General features: G+C 70.1%; 15 protein-coding genes. 2 read left to right on the forward strand and 13 right to left on the reverse strand.

What is annotated here, in order from left to right; translation table 11 throughout:
* Positions 1–91 precede the first annotated feature (91 nt).
* From ABIE38_RS04205 to ABIE38_RS04250, 10 genes are all read right to left on the reverse strand, one after another.
* Positions 92–2,752, reverse strand: coding sequence for a DEAD/DEAH box helicase (locus ABIE38_RS04205; protein ID WP_354054171.1), 2,661 nt, complete (start codon positions 2,750–2,752; stop codon positions 92–94).
* Positions 2,736–3,776 (reverse strand): twin-arginine translocase subunit TatC, encoded by a 1,041-nt coding sequence (gene tatC, locus ABIE38_RS04210; RefSeq protein ID WP_179525260.1) that lies wholly within the window; start codon positions 3,774–3,776, stop codon positions 2,736–2,738. Before tatC ends, ABIE38_RS04205 begins: the two co-directional genes overlap by 17 nt.
* Positions 3,777–3,791: 15 nt before the next feature.
* Entirely contained in the window at positions 3,792–4,244 is a 453-nt protein-coding gene (gene tatA, locus ABIE38_RS04215) for a Sec-independent protein translocase subunit TatA (protein ID WP_354054172.1), read from the reverse strand.
* A 108-nt stretch (positions 4,245–4,352) separates the two neighbouring features.
* Positions 4,353–5,324, reverse strand: coding sequence for a helix-turn-helix transcriptional regulator (locus tag ABIE38_RS04220; protein WP_354054173.1), 972 nt, complete (start codon positions 5,322–5,324; stop codon positions 4,353–4,355).
* The gene (locus ABIE38_RS04225; RefSeq protein ID WP_354054174.1) at positions 5,321–6,289 is read right to left on the reverse strand and encodes a helix-turn-helix transcriptional regulator; all 969 of its coding nucleotides are present in this window, start codon (positions 6,287–6,289) and stop codon (positions 5,321–5,323) included. The genes ABIE38_RS04220 and ABIE38_RS04225 overlap by 4 nt, the downstream gene beginning before the upstream one ends.
* 10 nt (positions 6,290–6,299) lie before the next feature.
* The gene (gene pafA / locus ABIE38_RS04230; protein ID WP_354054175.1) at positions 6,300–7,706 is read right to left on the reverse strand and encodes a Pup--protein ligase; all 1,407 of its coding nucleotides are present in this window, start codon (positions 7,704–7,706) and stop codon (positions 6,300–6,302) included.
* A gap of 6 nt (positions 7,707–7,712) precedes the next feature.
* Positions 7,713–7,889 carry a ubiquitin-like protein Pup gene (locus tag ABIE38_RS04235; RefSeq protein ID WP_354054176.1) on the reverse strand — a complete coding sequence of 59 codons (177 nt, stop codon included), beginning with the start codon at positions 7,887–7,889 and terminating at the stop codon, positions 7,713–7,715.
* Between the two features lie 45 nt (positions 7,890–7,934).
* A complete protein-coding gene (dop, locus tag ABIE38_RS04240; protein ID WP_354054758.1) occupies positions 7,935–9,416 on the reverse strand; it encodes a depupylase/deamidase Dop in 1,482 nt (493 codons plus the stop codon).
* 32 nt (positions 9,417–9,448) lie between these two features.
* On the reverse strand, positions 9,449–11,149 hold the full coding sequence (arc, locus tag ABIE38_RS04245) for a proteasome ATPase (protein WP_354054177.1): 1,701 nt from the start codon (positions 11,147–11,149) through the stop codon (positions 9,449–9,451).
* Between the two features lie 115 nt (positions 11,150–11,264).
* Entirely contained in the window at positions 11,265–12,104 is an 840-nt protein-coding gene (locus ABIE38_RS04250; RefSeq protein WP_354054178.1) for a tRNA (adenine-N1)-methyltransferase, read from the reverse strand.
* Positions 12,105–12,161: 57 nt separating this feature from the next.
* Between ABIE38_RS04250 and ABIE38_RS04255 the strand changes: the two genes are divergently transcribed.
* On the forward strand, positions 12,162–13,082 hold the full coding sequence (locus ABIE38_RS04255; protein ID WP_354054179.1) for a RecB family exonuclease: 921 nt from the start codon (positions 12,162–12,164) through the stop codon (positions 13,080–13,082).
* Positions 13,082–13,849: a thioesterase family protein gene (locus tag ABIE38_RS04260; protein WP_354054180.1), complete on the forward strand. Its 768-nt coding sequence runs from the start codon at positions 13,082–13,084 to the stop codon at positions 13,847–13,849. Before ABIE38_RS04255 ends, ABIE38_RS04260 begins: the two co-directional genes overlap by 1 nt.
* Before the next feature lie 61 nt (positions 13,850–13,910).
* On the opposite strand, the gene hisG is transcribed toward ABIE38_RS04260, so the two are convergent.
* The 3 genes from hisG to ABIE38_RS04275 are packed head-to-tail and all read right to left on the reverse strand — an operon-like array spanning position 13,911 to position 15,786.
* On the reverse strand, positions 13,911–14,762 hold the full coding sequence (hisG, locus tag ABIE38_RS04265) for an ATP phosphoribosyltransferase (RefSeq protein WP_354054181.1): 852 nt from the start codon (positions 14,760–14,762) through the stop codon (positions 13,911–13,913).
* A gap of 47 nt (positions 14,763–14,809) precedes the next feature.
* Positions 14,810–15,073, reverse strand: a complete 264-nt coding sequence (locus tag ABIE38_RS04270; RefSeq protein WP_354054182.1) for a phosphoribosyl-ATP diphosphatase — start codon at positions 15,071–15,073, stop codon at positions 14,810–14,812.
* Complete coding sequence (locus ABIE38_RS04275; RefSeq protein ID WP_354054183.1) at positions 15,070–15,786, reverse strand: HAD family hydrolase; 717 nt, start codon at positions 15,784–15,786, stop codon at positions 15,070–15,072. Before ABIE38_RS04275 ends, ABIE38_RS04270 begins: the two co-directional genes overlap by 4 nt.
* Between the last annotated feature and the right edge of the window lie 25 nt (positions 15,787–15,811).

Here is a 15,811-nt window from a genome sequence, read left to right on the forward strand (position 1 = left end):
CGCACACCCTCTTCTCGACCGATGTGTTCGGAACGCTCTTCCGGTTGAAGGGATAGCGCGACTGCGCGATGGAGGGAGTGCGGGACGGGGGTCAGACCGTGTGGTCGAGTACGACCCCGCGACGCAGGGACCCCACGGCCGATCGTGCCGTCCGCGCGAGATCGGGTTCGGCGACCTGACCGACCTGGGCCAGGACGTCCACGACGAGCCGCGCCGAGCGCACGAAGTCCCCGGCGGTGAGTTCCACTCCCTCCTGCCACGAGGCGGCGAGGATCGACGACAGCGCGCCGCCGGACACCCAGTGGTGCAGGACCGGTGCGAGCCCCGCGTCGAGATCGGGGGTCGAGGGCAGCTGGTGGGCCTTCTCGGTCGCGGCGACGTCGGCGGCGACGAGTTCGGTCTCGGCGAGGGCGGCGCGCAGGAGTTCGTCGGAGGGTTCGCGGACCACCGCATCACTCCGGGGGTGGGCCACGACGGTGGCGATCACCGCCGCCAGACCGGCCGGGTCCAGCCCGGCCCACACACCGCGTCGGAGACACTCGGCCACGAACAGGTCCTGCTCGGTGTGCACACCCGCGAGCAGACGGCCGGCGTCCGTGGCGCGGATCTCGCCCTCGCGGTCCTCCAGGTAACCCAGGTGGTCGAGCAACCCGACGATCCTCCGGAAACGGCGGGCCAGGGAGTCGGAGTCGGATTCCACCTCGGCGGTGAGCTCAGCCACTTCCGCCGCTGCCCGGGCCCAGCGTTCGTGGAGACGTGCCAGCCTCTCGGTCCGCGGGTCCTCGTGGAGGGGGTGCTGGCGCACGGCGCGGCGCGCCGCGGCGATCCGCGGGTCCTTGCGGACGGGCTTGCCGCCGGCGTTCTTCATCCGACCCCGGGCCTTACCGCGGAGCCCCTCCATCCGCTGCACCAGCGCCCGCTTGGCCCTCCCGTCAAGCTTGCGTCGGCCCCGGGGCAGGTCGACCCTCCCCACCGGGACGGGGGGAGCCGCGAAATCCTGCTGGCGCAGCCAGCCGGTCCAACCGGTGTCGGTCAGGCACAGCAGCGCCGGGTCGGCGGGGATGTCTGTGCGGACCTGCAGCACGGTGGCGACCATGCCGAACCGTTTACGGCCCACGGTGATCACCGAACCCGCGGTCTGCTTGAGCATCGCCGCACGGACGGAGTCCAGCCGGTCGTCCCGGGTCGCCTTCTCGGTGGACTTCTCCAGCCGGCCGAGGTCCGCGCGGAGCAACATGTACTCGTCGAGCTCCCGGTCCCCACCGGCGTCCTCCAGATCGGCCCGGATCCGGTCCCGCTCATCCGTCCTGCGTTCCACCGCCCGGGACCGGGACACCAGCGTGCGATCGGTCTGGAACTGCGCGAACGACCTGCCGATCAGCGAGGTGGCCTCCGCCACGCCGAGTTGCTCCACGAGGTTGACGGCCATGGAGTAGTCGGGGGTGAACGCACTGCGCAGTGGGAATCGTGGGGTGTCGACCAGTGCGGACAGTGCGTCCAGGTCGAGGTCCGGTTGGTCCAGCACCACCGCGGTGCCCTTGGTGTCGATCCCCCGCCTGCCGGCACGGCCGGTGATCTGCGAGTACTCCGCGGAGGTGAGCATGGCGTGGGTGTCGCCGTTGAACTTGGTGGTCTTCTCCAGGACGACGGCGCGGGCCGGCATGTGGATTCCCAGGGCGAGGGTCTCGGTGGCGAACACCACCTTGATCAGACCTGCCGAGAACAGCTCCTCCACGATGGTCCGGAACAGCGGCAGCATCCCCGCGTGGTGGGCGGCGATGCCACTGATCAGTCCGGCCCTGAAAGCGGTGAAGTCGAGCGCGTCCAGGTCGTGTCGGGGCACCTGTGCGCACGCGGCGTCGACGTGTGAGGCGATCCGCCGGGACTCCTCCCCCGTGGTCAGCCGCAACCGGGCCCGCCGCATCTGCGAGACCGCCCCGTCGCAACCTGCCCGTGAGAACACGAAGTAGATCGCGGGCAGCAGGTGGTCGTCGTCGAGCTTCTCGATGACGTCCTGGCGCCGCGCCCATTGCGCTCTGGGCCGGGACGCGACCCGCTCGTCGTGATATCCGCCGCGGGTGCGTCGCCGTTGATCGGCCGCCGCGCGGACCGGGATCAGGTCCCCGTCGGTGTAGAGCATATGTGCGAGCGGAACGGGCCTCAGCTCGGAGAGCACCACGGCGGTGTCCCCCCGGATCTCGCTGATCCAGTCCCCCAGCTCGCCGGTGTTGCTCAGCGTCGCCGACAGGCCCACCAGCCGAACCGCCGGATCGAGGGTGAGGATGATCTCCTCCCACACCACCCCTCGTGACCGATCACCCAGGTAGTGGATCTCGTCCATGACCACACAGTCCAGATCGTGCAGGGCGGAGGACCCGGAGTAGATCATGTTCCGGAGGACCTCGGTGGTCATCACCACCACCGGGGCATCGGCGTCGATCGAGTGGTCCCCGGTGAGCAGCCCCACGTTCTCGGGCCCGAACCAGTGACGGAACTGACGGAATTTCTGATTGCTCAGCGCCTTGACGGGCGTGGTGTAGAAGCACCTGCCGCCGCCGGACAACGCCCGGTGGGCCGCGTACTCCCCGATGAGGGTCTTGCCCGACCCGGTGGGCGCCGAGACGAGCAGATTGCGGCCGGCGTCGAGCGCGGTGAACGCCTCCAGCTGGAACGGGTCCGGGTCGAACCCCTCCGTCTGCAGGAACGACTCGAGCATGATGCCCGGGTCGTGGGGCTCAGAGCGTGTCGTCATACATCGCCCCACCCGACGGCGCCTGGAGGGGCCGTGCACCACCGAGTGGCTCGGGTGCGGACAGCGGCCCGGTGGACCGGACCGCACCGGAGCCGTCGAGGCGCTCGGACGGACCCAGCGGCGACGCGGACTCGTCGTCGACCTCGAGCCACTCCTCGCGGTTCCTGCTCTTGCGCTTGTCGTGGATCCGGGCGAACTGGATGGACATCTCCACCAAGATGCACACGGCCCCGGCGAGGGCCAGCATGGAGAACGGGTCCTGCCCGGGCGAGGCGACGGCGGCGAAGACGAAGATCCCCATGATGATCCCGCGGCGGGACCTGGCGAGCACCTCGTACCGGAGCACACCGGCGACGTTGAGCATCGCGATAAGCAGCGGGATCTCGAAGCTCACCCCGAAGATCAGGATCAGCTGGATGAGGAAGGTGAAGTACTGCGTACCGGAGAGGGCGGTGGTCTGGACATTGTCGCCGATGGAGAGCAGGAACTCGAGGGCGAAGACGATGACGATGTAGGCCAGGACCGCCCCGCCGATGAACAGGACGGCGGCGAGGAACGTGAAGGCGATCCCGTAGCGCTTCTCGTTCTTGTGCAGTCCGGGGGTGATGAAGGCCCACAACTGGTAGAGCCAGACCGGGCTGGCCAGCACGATGCCGGCGGTCGCGGCCACCTTGAGACGCAGCATGAACTGCTCAAAGGGGCCGGTGGCGAGGAGACGGCACTGGTCCCCCGAGTCACCGAGCTGCAGGCGGGCGCCGGGTGGGATGTCGCAGTACGGTCCGGTGAGGATCTCACCGAGCGAGGGGACTCCGAAGAATCCGCTGCCGTACCACCAGAACCCGAAGCCCAGCGTCACCACGATCGCCGCGAGGGCGATGAGCAGCCTCGTGCGCAACTCGTAGATGTGCTCGATGAGGGGCATCGTGCCGTCGGGGTTCCGAGGCCGGCGCCTGCGCTTGGACAGCAGCCGACCGGCGCCGCCCCTGGGGGTGGCGCCGGTCTTCTCCGGTCCGCTCTGCGTCATCGGTGAGGTTGCCTACTACCGCTGGGGGCTGGTGCCGCCGTCGTACGGCGCGGTGGGATCGAAGGGCTGCTGGGGCTGGCCGGGCTGCTGCGGCTGCTGACCCTGCGGCTGCTGGTACGGCTGCTGGGGCTGGGGTTGCTGGTACGGCTGCTGGGCCTGACCCGGCTGCTGGCCCTGTGGCTGCTGGTACGGCTGCTGCGGGGCCTGCGGGTATCCCTGTGCCTGGGGCTGGGCCTGCTGGGGATGCGCCTGCGGCTGGACGTACTGCGCCGCGGTCGGCTGACCGGCCTGCGTGAGCGCCTCCGGCTCGGCCGGCTTGTCGTCGTTCTGCATCTCCTTGATCTCCGACTTGAAGATCCGCATCGACCGGCCGAGACCGCGCGCGGCGTCGGGGAGCTTCTTGGAACCGAAGAGAAGCAGCACCACCGCGAGGACGATGAGCCAGTGCCAGATGCTCAACGCACCCATGTCAACCTCCGTTTGTGTGACAACACGCCCATGCTAACGCACCCCGGCCGACAGGCGTTGCCGCGGTCCTCGTCTGCGAACGCGGTGACCAGCGGGTTCACCACGAATTCACGTCGACGATTTCGAGTCGTCGCCTGCCTGATAGAGCGCGAGCCCCGCGGTCGCGCGGGCGGCGATCTCCGCGGCCAGTGCGGGGTCCGACGGCGTCACGACGTCGGCGTGTCCGAGCAGGAATCTGACCAGCCACGCCCGGTCGTGATAGGCGATCGAGACGTCCAGATCACCGTCCGGGCGCCGGATGACGTCGCGGAAGCCGAACTCGTCGAGGAACCACGCCGCCGCCGAGGGGACGACGGCCCGCTCGAGGAGGACGCCCCCCTCGCCGTCGTCCTGGGGTTCCGGTCCGAGAGCCCTTCGCGGTCCGACCTCCTCCACCCCGCTCATCCGATCGGTGCGAAACGTCCTCCACTGCCCCGTCCCGCGGTCGACGCCGTGGACGTAGGAGTGGCCGTCGGACACCGAGAGGCGAGCGGGATCGACCACCCGGGTGGTGGAGGTATCCGAGCTGGCTGAGTGGTAGACGAATCGCAGCGCGCGTCCGTCGTGGACCGCGGTGCGCACCACATCGGCATCCGGGGTAGTGGTCTCCGGACGGGGGGCGTCCACGCCGCGTCCCCCGGCACCCGACTCGACCCCCGCCGCGGTCCGGAGGGTCTGCAGCAGATCGCGCAGGGCGGTCTGGTCGACCACCTCGGGATGATCCAGGAAGATCGCGAGTCCGGTCTCCAGTGTGACGGCCTCGGCGGCGGTGAGACGTACGGGCCGGTCGATCCCGGCGGTGAACGTCACCTCGACCAGCTCGGCGTCGTCGAGGTCCTCGGACGAGAACGCCAGGTCGATGAGGTCACCCGGGCCGTACCCGGGAAGCCCGCAGGACCACAGTTGCCACAGGGCGTCCCGGAGCTGCTTGTCCGACATGCCGAGGTCCCGCGCGGCGTCGGCCACGGGCACGGCTCCCCGGGAGTGGAAGTAGGGGACCACGCTGAGCAGCGTCGCCAGTGGGACGGTACGGGGGGTCATCGGACGGCCTCCTGCGCCGCGGTGAGGATGGTCACGACCCGGACGCGGAGCTCGGCGGGTCGGAGGGCGACGGCGTCAGCGCCCTGGGAGGCGACCATCGACGACAGTTCGCCCAGGGGGGCACTCACCTCCAGGTCGATACCGGCACGACCGAACCGGGTCGCGGGCTCGGAACCGCGGGCCATCGCCCGGAGCTCGGCGGCGTGGCCGTCCGCCGCCCACACCGTGGCCTCCACGGCCGGGTTCAGGCGGGAGATGGCGTCGTCGAGCAGTGCGAGCACGTCGGTCGTCGGCGGGACCGGGACAGTCCGGCGGGCCTGACCCACCCGCACGTCAGAGACGCGCACCAGGCGGAACGTGCGGGGCTCGCCGCGGTCGAGGTCGTGTCCGACCACGTACCAGTGTCCGTGCCGGGAACCGGTCCACCACGGTTCGATCCTCCGGGCGCTCGGCTCGGTGGCCCCGGCAGGGGTGTGTGCGAACGTGAGGAGTCGGCTCTCCGCGACCGCCTCCGCGACGATCGCGGCGGCGGCGAGTTCGGCCGGGTCCTCCACCGACACGGTCGCGCCGGCGTCGTGGACGGGGTCGATCCCCGCGGCGGTGAGCTTGGCCAGCGCGCCATCCGCCCGTGCGGCCCGCTCCCCCTCGCGCCAGACCTCCGAGGCCACGGCCAACACACCGGCCTGTTCTGGGGTGAGGGTGATCTCCGGGAGCTCGTAGCCCCGGGCGGGGATCCGGTACCCGGCCGGGGACCCCGGCGCGAGTGAGGCTCCCTGCTCGAGGGGGACGCCGACATCGCGGAGTTCCCGTTTGTCCCGTTCGAACATCCTCAGGTAGGCGGCCTCGTTCTCGCAGTCGTCGTATCCCTGGACCATCCTGCGGATCTCGCCCGCGGACAGGTAGGCGCTGGTCGACCGCAGGCAGATGACGAGATTGACCAGTCGTTGCGACTTGGAGGTGGACACGGGCAGGACGCTATCGCCCGAGCCCGGCGATGAGGTCGTCGACACGCGGGTCCTCGGCCGCGAACGGGTCGGTGAGAGCGACCGTGGGCAGGGTGCCGTCGGCCACCTTCAGGTGCACCCAGTCCACCGTGTAGTCCCGCCCGGCCCCGGCGGCGGCGGAGATGAAGCGACCTCGCAATGCCGCGCGGGTGGTCTCCGGCGCGGAGTGCCGGGCCCTCTCGATCTCGGGGTCGCCCACGACCCGTGAGACCAGGCCGCGGCGCTCGAGCACCGAGTGCAGCCCACGTCCCGGTCGGATGTCGTGGTAGGTCAGGTCGATCTGGGCGAGCCTGGGGTGATCGAGGTCGGCCCCGGTCCGGTCCTGTACCTGTCGGATCAGCCGGAGCTTCGCGGCCCAGTCGATGTCGGCGGCGATCGCGTCGTGGTCGCCGGACTCGACGGCATCGAGGACCCGTTCCCACAGGGCCACGCATCGCTCCACGACGGGGCGGTCGTCGCGCTCCCACCCGCCGCGACCGAGGTGGCGGTGGACGGCGGCCAGGAACTCCCGCTGGATCTCCAGGGCGGTCATCGTGGTTCCGTCGGTGAGCCCGACCGGCCGGGTTCCGGTGAGGTCGCGGCTGATCTCCCTGATCGCGCGCACCGGGTGGGCGATCGCCATCGGACGCAGCTCGACACCGGCCTCGAGCATCTCCAGCACGAGCCGCGTGCTGGCGATCTTGAGCAGCGTCGTGGTCTCGATCATGTTGGAGTCGCCCACGATCACGTGCATCCGCCTGAACCGGGTCGAGTCCGCGTGCGGCTCGTCACGGGTGTTGATGAGCGGCCGCGAACGGGTCGTGGCCGAGGAGACGCCGTCCCACATGTGTTCGGCGCGTTGCGAGAAGCAGAACGCCGGACCCTCGTCCTCGGCGACGCCCACCCCGGGCGGGGTCCCGGGCAGGATCTTGCCCGCGCCGCAGATCAGCTGCCGGCTCACCAGGAACGGCAGCAACGTGGTGGCCATGCTCCTCACCTGGGTCGAGCGGTCCAGGAGGTAGTTCTCGTGGGAGCCGTAGGAGTTCCCGACCGTATCGGTGTTGTTCTTGAACAGGTAGACCTTGGCATCGATCCCCTCGGCCGCGAGCGACTGCTCGGCGCGGACGGCGAGATCGTCGATGATCCGCTCCCCCGCCCTGTCGTGGGCCACGATCTGTTCCAGACCGTCGCACTCCGCGGTCGCGTACTCGGGATGGGACCCGACGTCCAGGTAGAGGCGGGACCCGTTCTCGAGGAACACGTTCGAACTGCGCCACCGCTCGACGACGGGTCGGAAGAAGTACCGGGCGATCTCGTCGGGCCCGAGCGATCGCGAGCCCTCGCCACCGACGCTGGTGATCCCGAACTCCGTCTCGATCCCGACGATGCGACGGATCATGGCTCTCTACTGCCCGCCCTTCTGGACGTAGGACTTCACGAACTCCTCGGCGTTGGTCTCGAGGATGTCGTCGATCTCGTCGAGGAGCGAATCGGCGGACGAGGTCTGGGCGGTCTTGGCGACCTGTCCGGCCTCGTCGTCCGACTCGCCTCCGCTGCCGGCGTTCTTCTGGATCTGGGACATGGTGTGGGTCGCTCCTGTGTCGGTGTGGGCGGGGTGGCGGGGTTCTCAGTGGACCGGCGGGCCGTCGGGGCTGAGGAATTCCGGGTGGGCGTCGCAGTGGGCCCGGTTCCCCGTGTACGGGTCGGCCAGGTCGACGTGACGGTGGTCGCCGCGGGAATCGACGACGACGACGTGATCCCATCCCGCGGCGTGGATGCGGTCGCCGAGCTCGGCCAGGAAGCGGCCTCTGGCCCAGGCCCGCGTGGACTCGGGAGGGGTCGTGACCGCGGCCTCCACCTGGGCCTCGGTGACCAGTCTGCGCATGGCCCCCTTGCTCACCAGACGGTTGTAGAGTCCGCGGTCCGGGTCGAGGTCGTGGTACTGGACGTCGATCAGGGCGAGTCGCGCGTGGTCCCATCCCAGCGAGTCCCGTGTCCGGAACCCCTCCAGGAGCCGGAGTTTGGCCGGCCAGTCGAGGCGGTCGGCGCACGACATCGGATTCCGCTCGAGCGCGTCGAGGATCTCCCGCCACTCGGCCAGTACGTCGACGGCCCACCCGGGACGCCCGGTGCCGCCCCCGACGAGCGCGGAGACGCGGCCGAGGATCTCCCGCTGGAGGGCGATTCCCGTGAACTCCCGTCCGTCGGGCAGGGCGACGGTGGCGGTGAGGGTCGGGTCGTGGCTGATGATGTGCACCGCCTCGACCGGGTCGACCGGGACCAGGTCGGAGAAGTCGACTCCGGCCTCGATCGCGTCGAGCACGAGGCAGGTGGTGCCGATCTTGAGGTAGGTGGCCAGCTCGGACATGGTCGCGTCGCCGATGATGACGTGGAGACGCCGCCATGTCTCATCCGGGGCGTGCGGCTCGTCGCGGGTGTTGATGATCCCGCGGCGCAGGGTGGTCTCGAGTCCGGTGAGGACCTCGATGTAGTCGGCACGCTGAGAGAGCTGGAAACCCGCCTCCTCGCCGGACTGGCCGAGGCCGACGCGACCGGCCCCGCAGTACACCTGGCGGGAGAGCAGATGCGGCGCCAGGCTCATCGTCAGGGCGTCGAAGTCGACGTCGCGACGCACGAGGTAGTTCTCGTGGGCGCCGTAGGACGCGCCCTTGCCGTCGACGTTGTTCTTGTAGAGCTTGAGCTCGGCGTTGCCCTCGACGGCGGACGACTCGCGGCCGGCCCGGTGCATGATCCGTTCCCCCGCCTTGTCCCAGATCACGGCGTCGATCGGCGAGTCGACCTCGGGCGACGAGTACTCGGGGTGCGCGTGGTCGACGTAGAAGCGTGCGCCGTTGGTCAGTACCCGGTTGGTCACCCCGAACTCGCTGGGGTCGTAGGCGCGGGCGGAGCCGAGATCGAACCCCCGGGCGTCGCGGAGGGGTGATTCGGACCCGTAGTCCCAGCGGGTCCCGTCGGTCGCCCCGGAACCCTCGCCCGGGTCGGTGTAGGCCTTGACCACCTGGGTCGAGGTGACCACCGAACTGAGCAGCGGCTGGCCAACCGCGACTATCCCGAACTCGATCTCGGTCCCGATCACCCGGCCACGCATGCTCTCGCCGGACGTGGTCCGGACGGGCGGGGTCACCGGTCGTCCTCCCGGCTCGGGACGGTGACCTCGACCACGCGTTCACCGCGGACGCCCGTCAGACGCGCCCACTCCTGCGGGTTGGAGGTGTTGGGCAGGTCGGTGTTCTCCGCGAACTCCGCGTCGACGGCGTCGAGGAAGTCGTCGGTCGTCAGACCCTGCCCGGTGCCGTGCACGATGTCCTTGATCGCGAGCTTCTTGGCCCGGTCCACGATGTTGCGCAGCATCGCCCCGGAGGTCAGGTCCGCGAGGTACAGGGACGACCGGCGGCCCGACGCGTAGACCAGGTTCACGTAGGTCGTGGACTCGTCCCTGGTGTAGAGCCGGTCGACGATGCGCGAGATGAGACCCCGGACGTGCTCCTCGCCAGCCGTCGAACCGACCTCGTCCGGGTCGAAACGGAGGTCGGGGGTGATGTACTTGGCCAGGATGTCGGCCGCGGCGTCGGCGTCCGGCCGGTCGATGCGGATCTTGAGATCGAGACGCCCCGGGCGCAGGATCGCCGGGTCGATCATGTCCTCCCGGTTGGAGGCGCCGATGACGATGACGTTGCGCAGGTCCTCCACACCGTCGATCTCGGCGAGGAGCTGCGGGACGATCGTGGTCTCCATGTCCGAGGAGATGCCCGATCCGCGGGTGCGGAAGATCGAGTCCATCTCGTCGAAGAAGACGATCACCGGGTTGCCCTCGGTCGCCTTCTCCCGCGCCCGCTCGAAGATCGAGCGGATGTGCCGCTCGGTCTCGCCCACGTACTTGTTGAGCAGTTCCGGGCCCTTGATGGAGAGGAAGTACGAGTTGGGGTACCGGCCGTCGGCGACGTCCTCCCCCCGCGACCTCGCGGAGGCCAGCGCCAGCGAGTGCGCGACCGCCTTGGCGATCAGGGTCTTGCCGCACCCGGGAGGGCCGTAGAGGAGGACGCCCTTGGGCGGGGAGAGATGGAACTCGCGGTACAGGTCGTGATGGATGAAGGGCAGTTCGATGGCGTCGCGGATCTGCTCGATCTGGGGGCCGAGACCGCCGATGTCGGAGTACTCGACCATCGGGATCTCCTCGAGCAGGAGCTCGTCGACCTCGGCCTTGGGCACGACCTCGAACGCCACGCCGGCCTTGGGGTCCACCAGGACCGCGTCGCCCGGGCGCACCGGAGCCGGGTGATCGGCGGTCCGCCCGCCGCGCAGGCCGGTCGCCAGATGGACGACGTGCTCCTCGTCGTTGCCCATCACCACGCGGGCCCGCACGCCGTCGGCCAGGACGTCCCGGAAGACGGCGGTCACGCCCGTGACCGGGAGTCCGGTGCAGGCCTCGATGACGGTCATGGCCTCGTTGAGCCGGACGGTGGCCCCCGCCGAGAGGACGGAGGTGTCGACCCCGGGCGCGAGTGTGAGCCGCATCCGCCGACCGGCGGCCATGACCTCCGCGGTCTCGGAGTCCGTCGGTTCCTGCAGCACGATCCCGTAGGTGCTGGGCGGTGTGCCGAGGCGCTCGACCTCGCCCTTGAGGGCCTCCAGCTGATCACGCGAGTCCTTGAGGAGCTCGGCGAGCCTGACGTTGCGGGCGCCGAGGGCGTCGATCTTGACCGACTTCTCGCGGTCCGTGCGGGCCCCCTCGTCGACCGCCCTGCGCAGCCGCGCGAGCTCGACCCGGTCCAGCGTCACGCTGTCGCCGCCCCGCTCGTCCGGGGAACGTCCCTCGGTCACCTCGATCACCTGCCCTCCGACTCTCGGACGACACCCTCGTCGTCGTCGCCCCCACCCTATCGCCGGGGTGAGTGGCCGGGTGAGAGGCGGGTGAGTGCGCGGCCTCGGGCCGAAATCAGTGCTTGCCGGCCCGGCGCCTGGGCTTGAGCGTGGTCACGCCCTCCGCGAGTCGACGGGCGGTGACCAGGAACGCGGTGTGTCCCTGGATGCGGTGCTCGGGGCGGACGGCCAGGCCCACGACGTGCCACCCGCGGTTGATCGACTCCCACGCCCGGGGTTCCGTCCAGCACTCCTGGCGCCTCAGCGCCTCCACGACGTCCGACATCTGGGTGGTGGTGGCGACGTACACCACCAGGACCCCCCCGGGGACCAGGACCTCGCTCACCGTGGGCAGGCACTCCCACGGGGCGAGCATGTCGAGCACCACGCGGTCGACCTGACCGCCCAGCGCCTCGACCGACGTCTCCGCCAGATCGGCGACCCGCAGGTCCCAGTTCTCGGGGTGTTCGCCGTAGAAGGTCCGGACGTTGCGCTCGGCGTGCTCGGCGTGGTCCTCGCGGATCTCGTACGACAGCACCCGGCCCTCGGGACCCACCGCGCGCAGCAGCGAACAGGTCAGGGCGCCGGAGCCCGCGCCGGCCTCGAGCACACGTGCGCCGGGGAACACGTCGCCCTCGTGGACGATCTGTGCCGCGTCCTTGGGGTAGATGACCTGGGCGCCCCGCGGCATCGACAGGACGTAGTCGGTGAGCAGAGGACGTAGCGCCAGGTAGTCGGCATCCCCCGACGACCTGACGATCGACCCCTCCGGGGTACCGATCAGGTCGTCGTGGCGGACGGCGCCGTGGTGGGTGAAGAACTCGGCTCCCTCGACCAGGACGACGGTGTACTTGCGTCCCTTGGTGTCGGTGAGCTGGACGCGGTCGCCGATGACGAACGGGCCGGATCGCTGCACAGTGGACCTCCAGGGGACGGCGGCCGGTTGTCCGACCGGTTGTCTACCCTGCCAGGTGTGACGGATCCCCTGGAAATCGGCCGCACCGGCTCCCCGGCCGCTCCGGATGGCGTGCCCCCGCCGGAGCGCAGGCCCCTGGCGTTGTCGGCGTCGCGGGCGGCGGACTTCCGGCAGTGCCCGCTGCTCTACCGGCTCAAGGCGATCGACAGGATCCCGGAGCCGAAGACCCGCGCCCAGGTCCTGGGCACCGTCGTCCACTCGGTACTCGAGGATCTGTACGCACTGGAGCAGTCGGAGCGCGCCCCGGAGCGCGCCGCGGAGCTGGTCCCCGCGGCGGTGGAGCACTTCTACGCGGTCGGCGGCGGCGCCGAGGTGGTGCCGCTCGCCGACCGGGCGGAGTTCCAGACGGAGGTCGCCGCGTTGGTCTCCGCGCTCTACGGGGTCGAGGACCCCCGGCGCTTCTCCCCCGCAGCGTGCGAGCAGTACCTCATCACCTCCACCGCGTCCGGTACCCCGCTCCACGGGTACCTGGACCGGGTCGACGTGGCGCCGACCGGTGAGGTCAGGGTGGTCGACTACAAGACCGGTCGGCCGCCCCGTCCGCGCTATCAGGACCAGGCGATGTTCCAGATGCGGTTCTACGCTCTGATGTACCAGCGGATCCACGGGGTGATGCCCGCTCAGCTCAAGCTGATCTACCTCAGGAACGGCAGCTGGCTCACCCTCTCCCCCGATCTCGCCACTCTCGTGGAGACCGAGTCCCAGCTCGATTCGCTGTGGGCGGAGATAGAGCGGGCGGGCGAGAACGGGATCTTCCCCCCGCGCACCTCCCGGTTGTGCGACTGGTGTCACCACCAGGCGTTGTGCCCGGCGTTCGGGGGTACCCCGCCGGAGTACCCGGGATGGCCGGGGCGCCGCGTGATACCTCTCGATCCGGAGACGCCCGGGACGGGACACGCAGGACCGAGGAGCACATGATGACGCAGGCCTACTTCGAGCCGTTGGGCGCACGTGACGGCTGGGAGGTCTTCCGGGCGACCCCGCACACGGTGAGCGCCTGGGGACCGGATCTGCAGCACGGGTCGCCGCCGTCGGCCGTCCTCACCCGTGCCATGGACCGCCTCGAGCGGACGGAGACGACGCGGATCGCCCGAGTCACAGTGGACCTGCTGGGCCCGGTGCCGCTGGGTGAGGTCCGCACCCGTGCGCGCGTCGTCCGTCCCGGTCGCCGGATCCAGCTGCTGGAGGCGGAACTGGAGGCGAGGGGCCGGATCGTCGCCCGGGCGAGTGCCTGGCGGATGGCCGTCGGTGACACCACCGAGGTCGAGCAGTCGGCCGACCGCCCACGCGAGCTCCCGGAGGTGGATCGCGACAGTGGTTTCTTCGACCGGTGGACCAGTGGCTACATCGACTCGCTGGAGATCCGCGGTGCGGAGGACGGGGTCGTCTGGGCCCGTCCCACGCTCCCTTTGGTCTCCGGGGAGGAGATGACGCCGGCGGAACGGGTCATGTCGGTTGCCGACATCGCGAACGGCGTCGGGGCCGTTCTGGAACCCGACGAGTGGCGGTTCCTCAACACCGATCTGGTCACCCACCTGCACCGGCGGCCCGTCGGCGAATGGATTGGCGTCACCGCGGACGCGTCGATCGGCCCCGACGGCGTCGGCGCCACGTCCGGGACCCTGTACGACGAGGTGGGCGCCATCGGGCACACGCTTCAGGCATTACTCGTCGAGCGGGCCTGACCCGGCAGGGCGTCGAGGCGTGCCGCACGCCACCGCACCGCCCCACCGGGCCCGGGGGAGGTCACCCCATGCGGCAGGACCGGATGTCCGTGGCGATGACCGCCTTGGCGCCGGCCGCGACGAGCTCGTCCATGATCGAGTTGACCTTCTTGCGGGGCACCATCGACCGGACCGCCACCCACGCCGGGTCGGCCATCGGGGAGACGGTGGGTGACTCGATGCCAGGGGTGATCGCGGAGACCGCCTCCAGGAGCTCCTTGGGGCAGTCGTAGTCCAGCATCATGTACTGCTGGGCGAACACGACGCCCTGAAGCCGGGCCCGCATTTGTGCCATCGCCGGGGTCGTCTCGTCGCCGGCACGGGAGATCAGCACACCCATCGAGTCGCACAGGACGTCCCCGAACGCCTCCAGGCCGTGCACCTTGAGTGTCCGACCCGAACCCACCACGTCGGCGATGCAGTCCGCCACCCCGAGCTGGATGGAGATCTCCACCGCGCCGTCCAGCCGGATGACCTCCGCTTCGATCCCCCGCTGTTCGAGATCGCGGCGGACGATGTTGGGGTACGAGGTGGCGATGCGGGCCCCCGCCAGACGGTCCGTGGTCCACCCGCTGCCGGACGGGCCGGCGTAGCGGAAGGTGGAGTGTCCGAAGCCCAGGTCGAGGAGCTCGTCGACCTCCGCCATCGAGTCCATACTCAGATCTCGGCCGGTGATCCCCAGCTCGAGGCGCCCGGAGCCCACGTAGACTGCGATGTCCTTGGGCCGCAGGAAGAAGAACTCGACGTCGTTCTCACGGTCGATCAGCGTGAGGTCCTTGCTGCCCTCAGTGCGTCGGCGGTACCCCGCCTCGGAGAGCATCTCGGAGGCGGACTCGGACAGGGCGCCCTTGTTGGGCACTGCGACACGCAGCATGATGGCGGCTCCAGGATTCGGTGCGGGAGGGGTGGTCGGGGTGTCGGTCAGAGATGTCGGTAGACGTCCTCGAGACCGAGTCCGCGCTTGAGCATCATGACCTGGGTCCAGTAGAGGAGCTGCGAGATCTCCTCGGCCAGTTCCTCGTCCGACTGGTACTCGGCGGCGATCCACACCTCGCCCGCCTCTTCGTTGACCTTCTTGCCGAGATGGTGCACGCCCTGGTCGAAGGCGGCGACGGTGCCGGAGCCCTCGGGTCGCGCGGCGATGCGCTCGGACAGCTCGGCGAACAGGGAGTCGAAGGTCTTCACGCGCCCGATTGTCCCACAGCCGACGCCACGGGCGCGCCCGAGGTGAGGGCGACGAGACCGGACGCGCTCACGCCCGTGAGGCTCGGGTGGGTGTGCGCCCCGACCACGTCCGGCTGTCCGTCGGTTGACGGAACGTAGAGCACCCGGCACCCCGCGGCGACCGCCGCGGTGGCCCCGGTGACGGAGTCCTCGACCGCCACTGCGGTGGTCGCCTCGACCCCGAGCCGCGTGCAGGCCAGCAGGTAGGGGTCGGGGGCCGGCTTGGGGTCGGCCACCATGCACCCCGTCACCACCACATCGAACCGCGAACGGTCGATGAACTCCAGTGGCACCGCTGCGACGTCCGCGGTCGTGTTGGTCACCAGGGCGACCGGGGCGCTGACCGAGGCGAGGTCCTCCAGCAACTCCTCGGCCCCCGGTCGCCACCGCATGTCGGACCGCATCAGCTCGGTGACCCGTGATTTGAGCCGGTGGGCCAGTCGATCGAACTCGGCGCCCTCGATGGTCCGCCCGGTGTACTCGCCCAGGATCGCGAAGAACCCGGGAAGCGAGTTGCCCAGGGTCCGCTCGCGGGTCGCCTCGTCGAGGGGTCGGCCCAGGTACTCGGCGAGTTCGTAGACGGCGATGTCCCACAGCCGCTCGGTGTCGACGAGTGTGCCGTCCATGTCGAGGCACACGGCGGCGGGGACACGGTCGTACGAAATGCTGGTCACGGCCTACTGTCTACCCGACATGGGG

It is taken from the genome of Dietzia sp. 2505 (assembly GCF_040546785.1).
Lineage (GTDB): Bacteria > Actinomycetota > Actinomycetes > Mycobacteriales > Mycobacteriaceae > Dietzia.

Coding starts and splice junctions, on each gene's coding strand:
- ABIE38_RS04205 (WP_354054171.1), bottom strand. CDS start 2,752: ATGACGACACGCTCTGAGCCCCACGACCCGGGCATCATGCTCGAGTCG.
- tatC (WP_179525260.1), bottom strand. CDS start 3,776: ATGACGCAGAGCGGACCGGAGAAGACCGGCGCCACCCCCAGGGGCGGC.
- tatA (WP_354054172.1), bottom strand. CDS start 4,244: ATGGGTGCGTTGAGCATCTGGCACTGGCTCATCGTCCTCGCGGTGGTG.
- ABIE38_RS04220 (WP_354054173.1), bottom strand. CDS start 5,324: ATGACCCCCCGTACCGTCCCACTGGCGACGCTGCTCAGCGTGGTCCCC.
- pafA (WP_354054175.1), bottom strand. CDS start 7,706: ATGATCCGTCGCATCGTCGGGATCGAGACGGAGTTCGGGATCACCAGC.
- ABIE38_RS04235 (WP_354054176.1), bottom strand. CDS start 7,889: ATGTCCCAGATCCAGAAGAACGCCGGCAGCGGAGGCGAGTCGGACGAC.
- dop (WP_354054758.1), bottom strand. CDS start 9,416: ATGCGTGGCCGGGTGATCGGGACCGAGATCGAGTTCGGGATAGTCGCG.
- ABIE38_RS04260 (WP_354054180.1), top strand. CDS start 13,082: ATGACGCAGGCCTACTTCGAGCCGTTGGGCGCACGTGACGGCTGGGAG.
- hisG (WP_354054181.1), bottom strand. CDS start 14,762: ATGCTGCGTGTCGCAGTGCCCAACAAGGGCGCCCTGTCCGAGTCCGCC.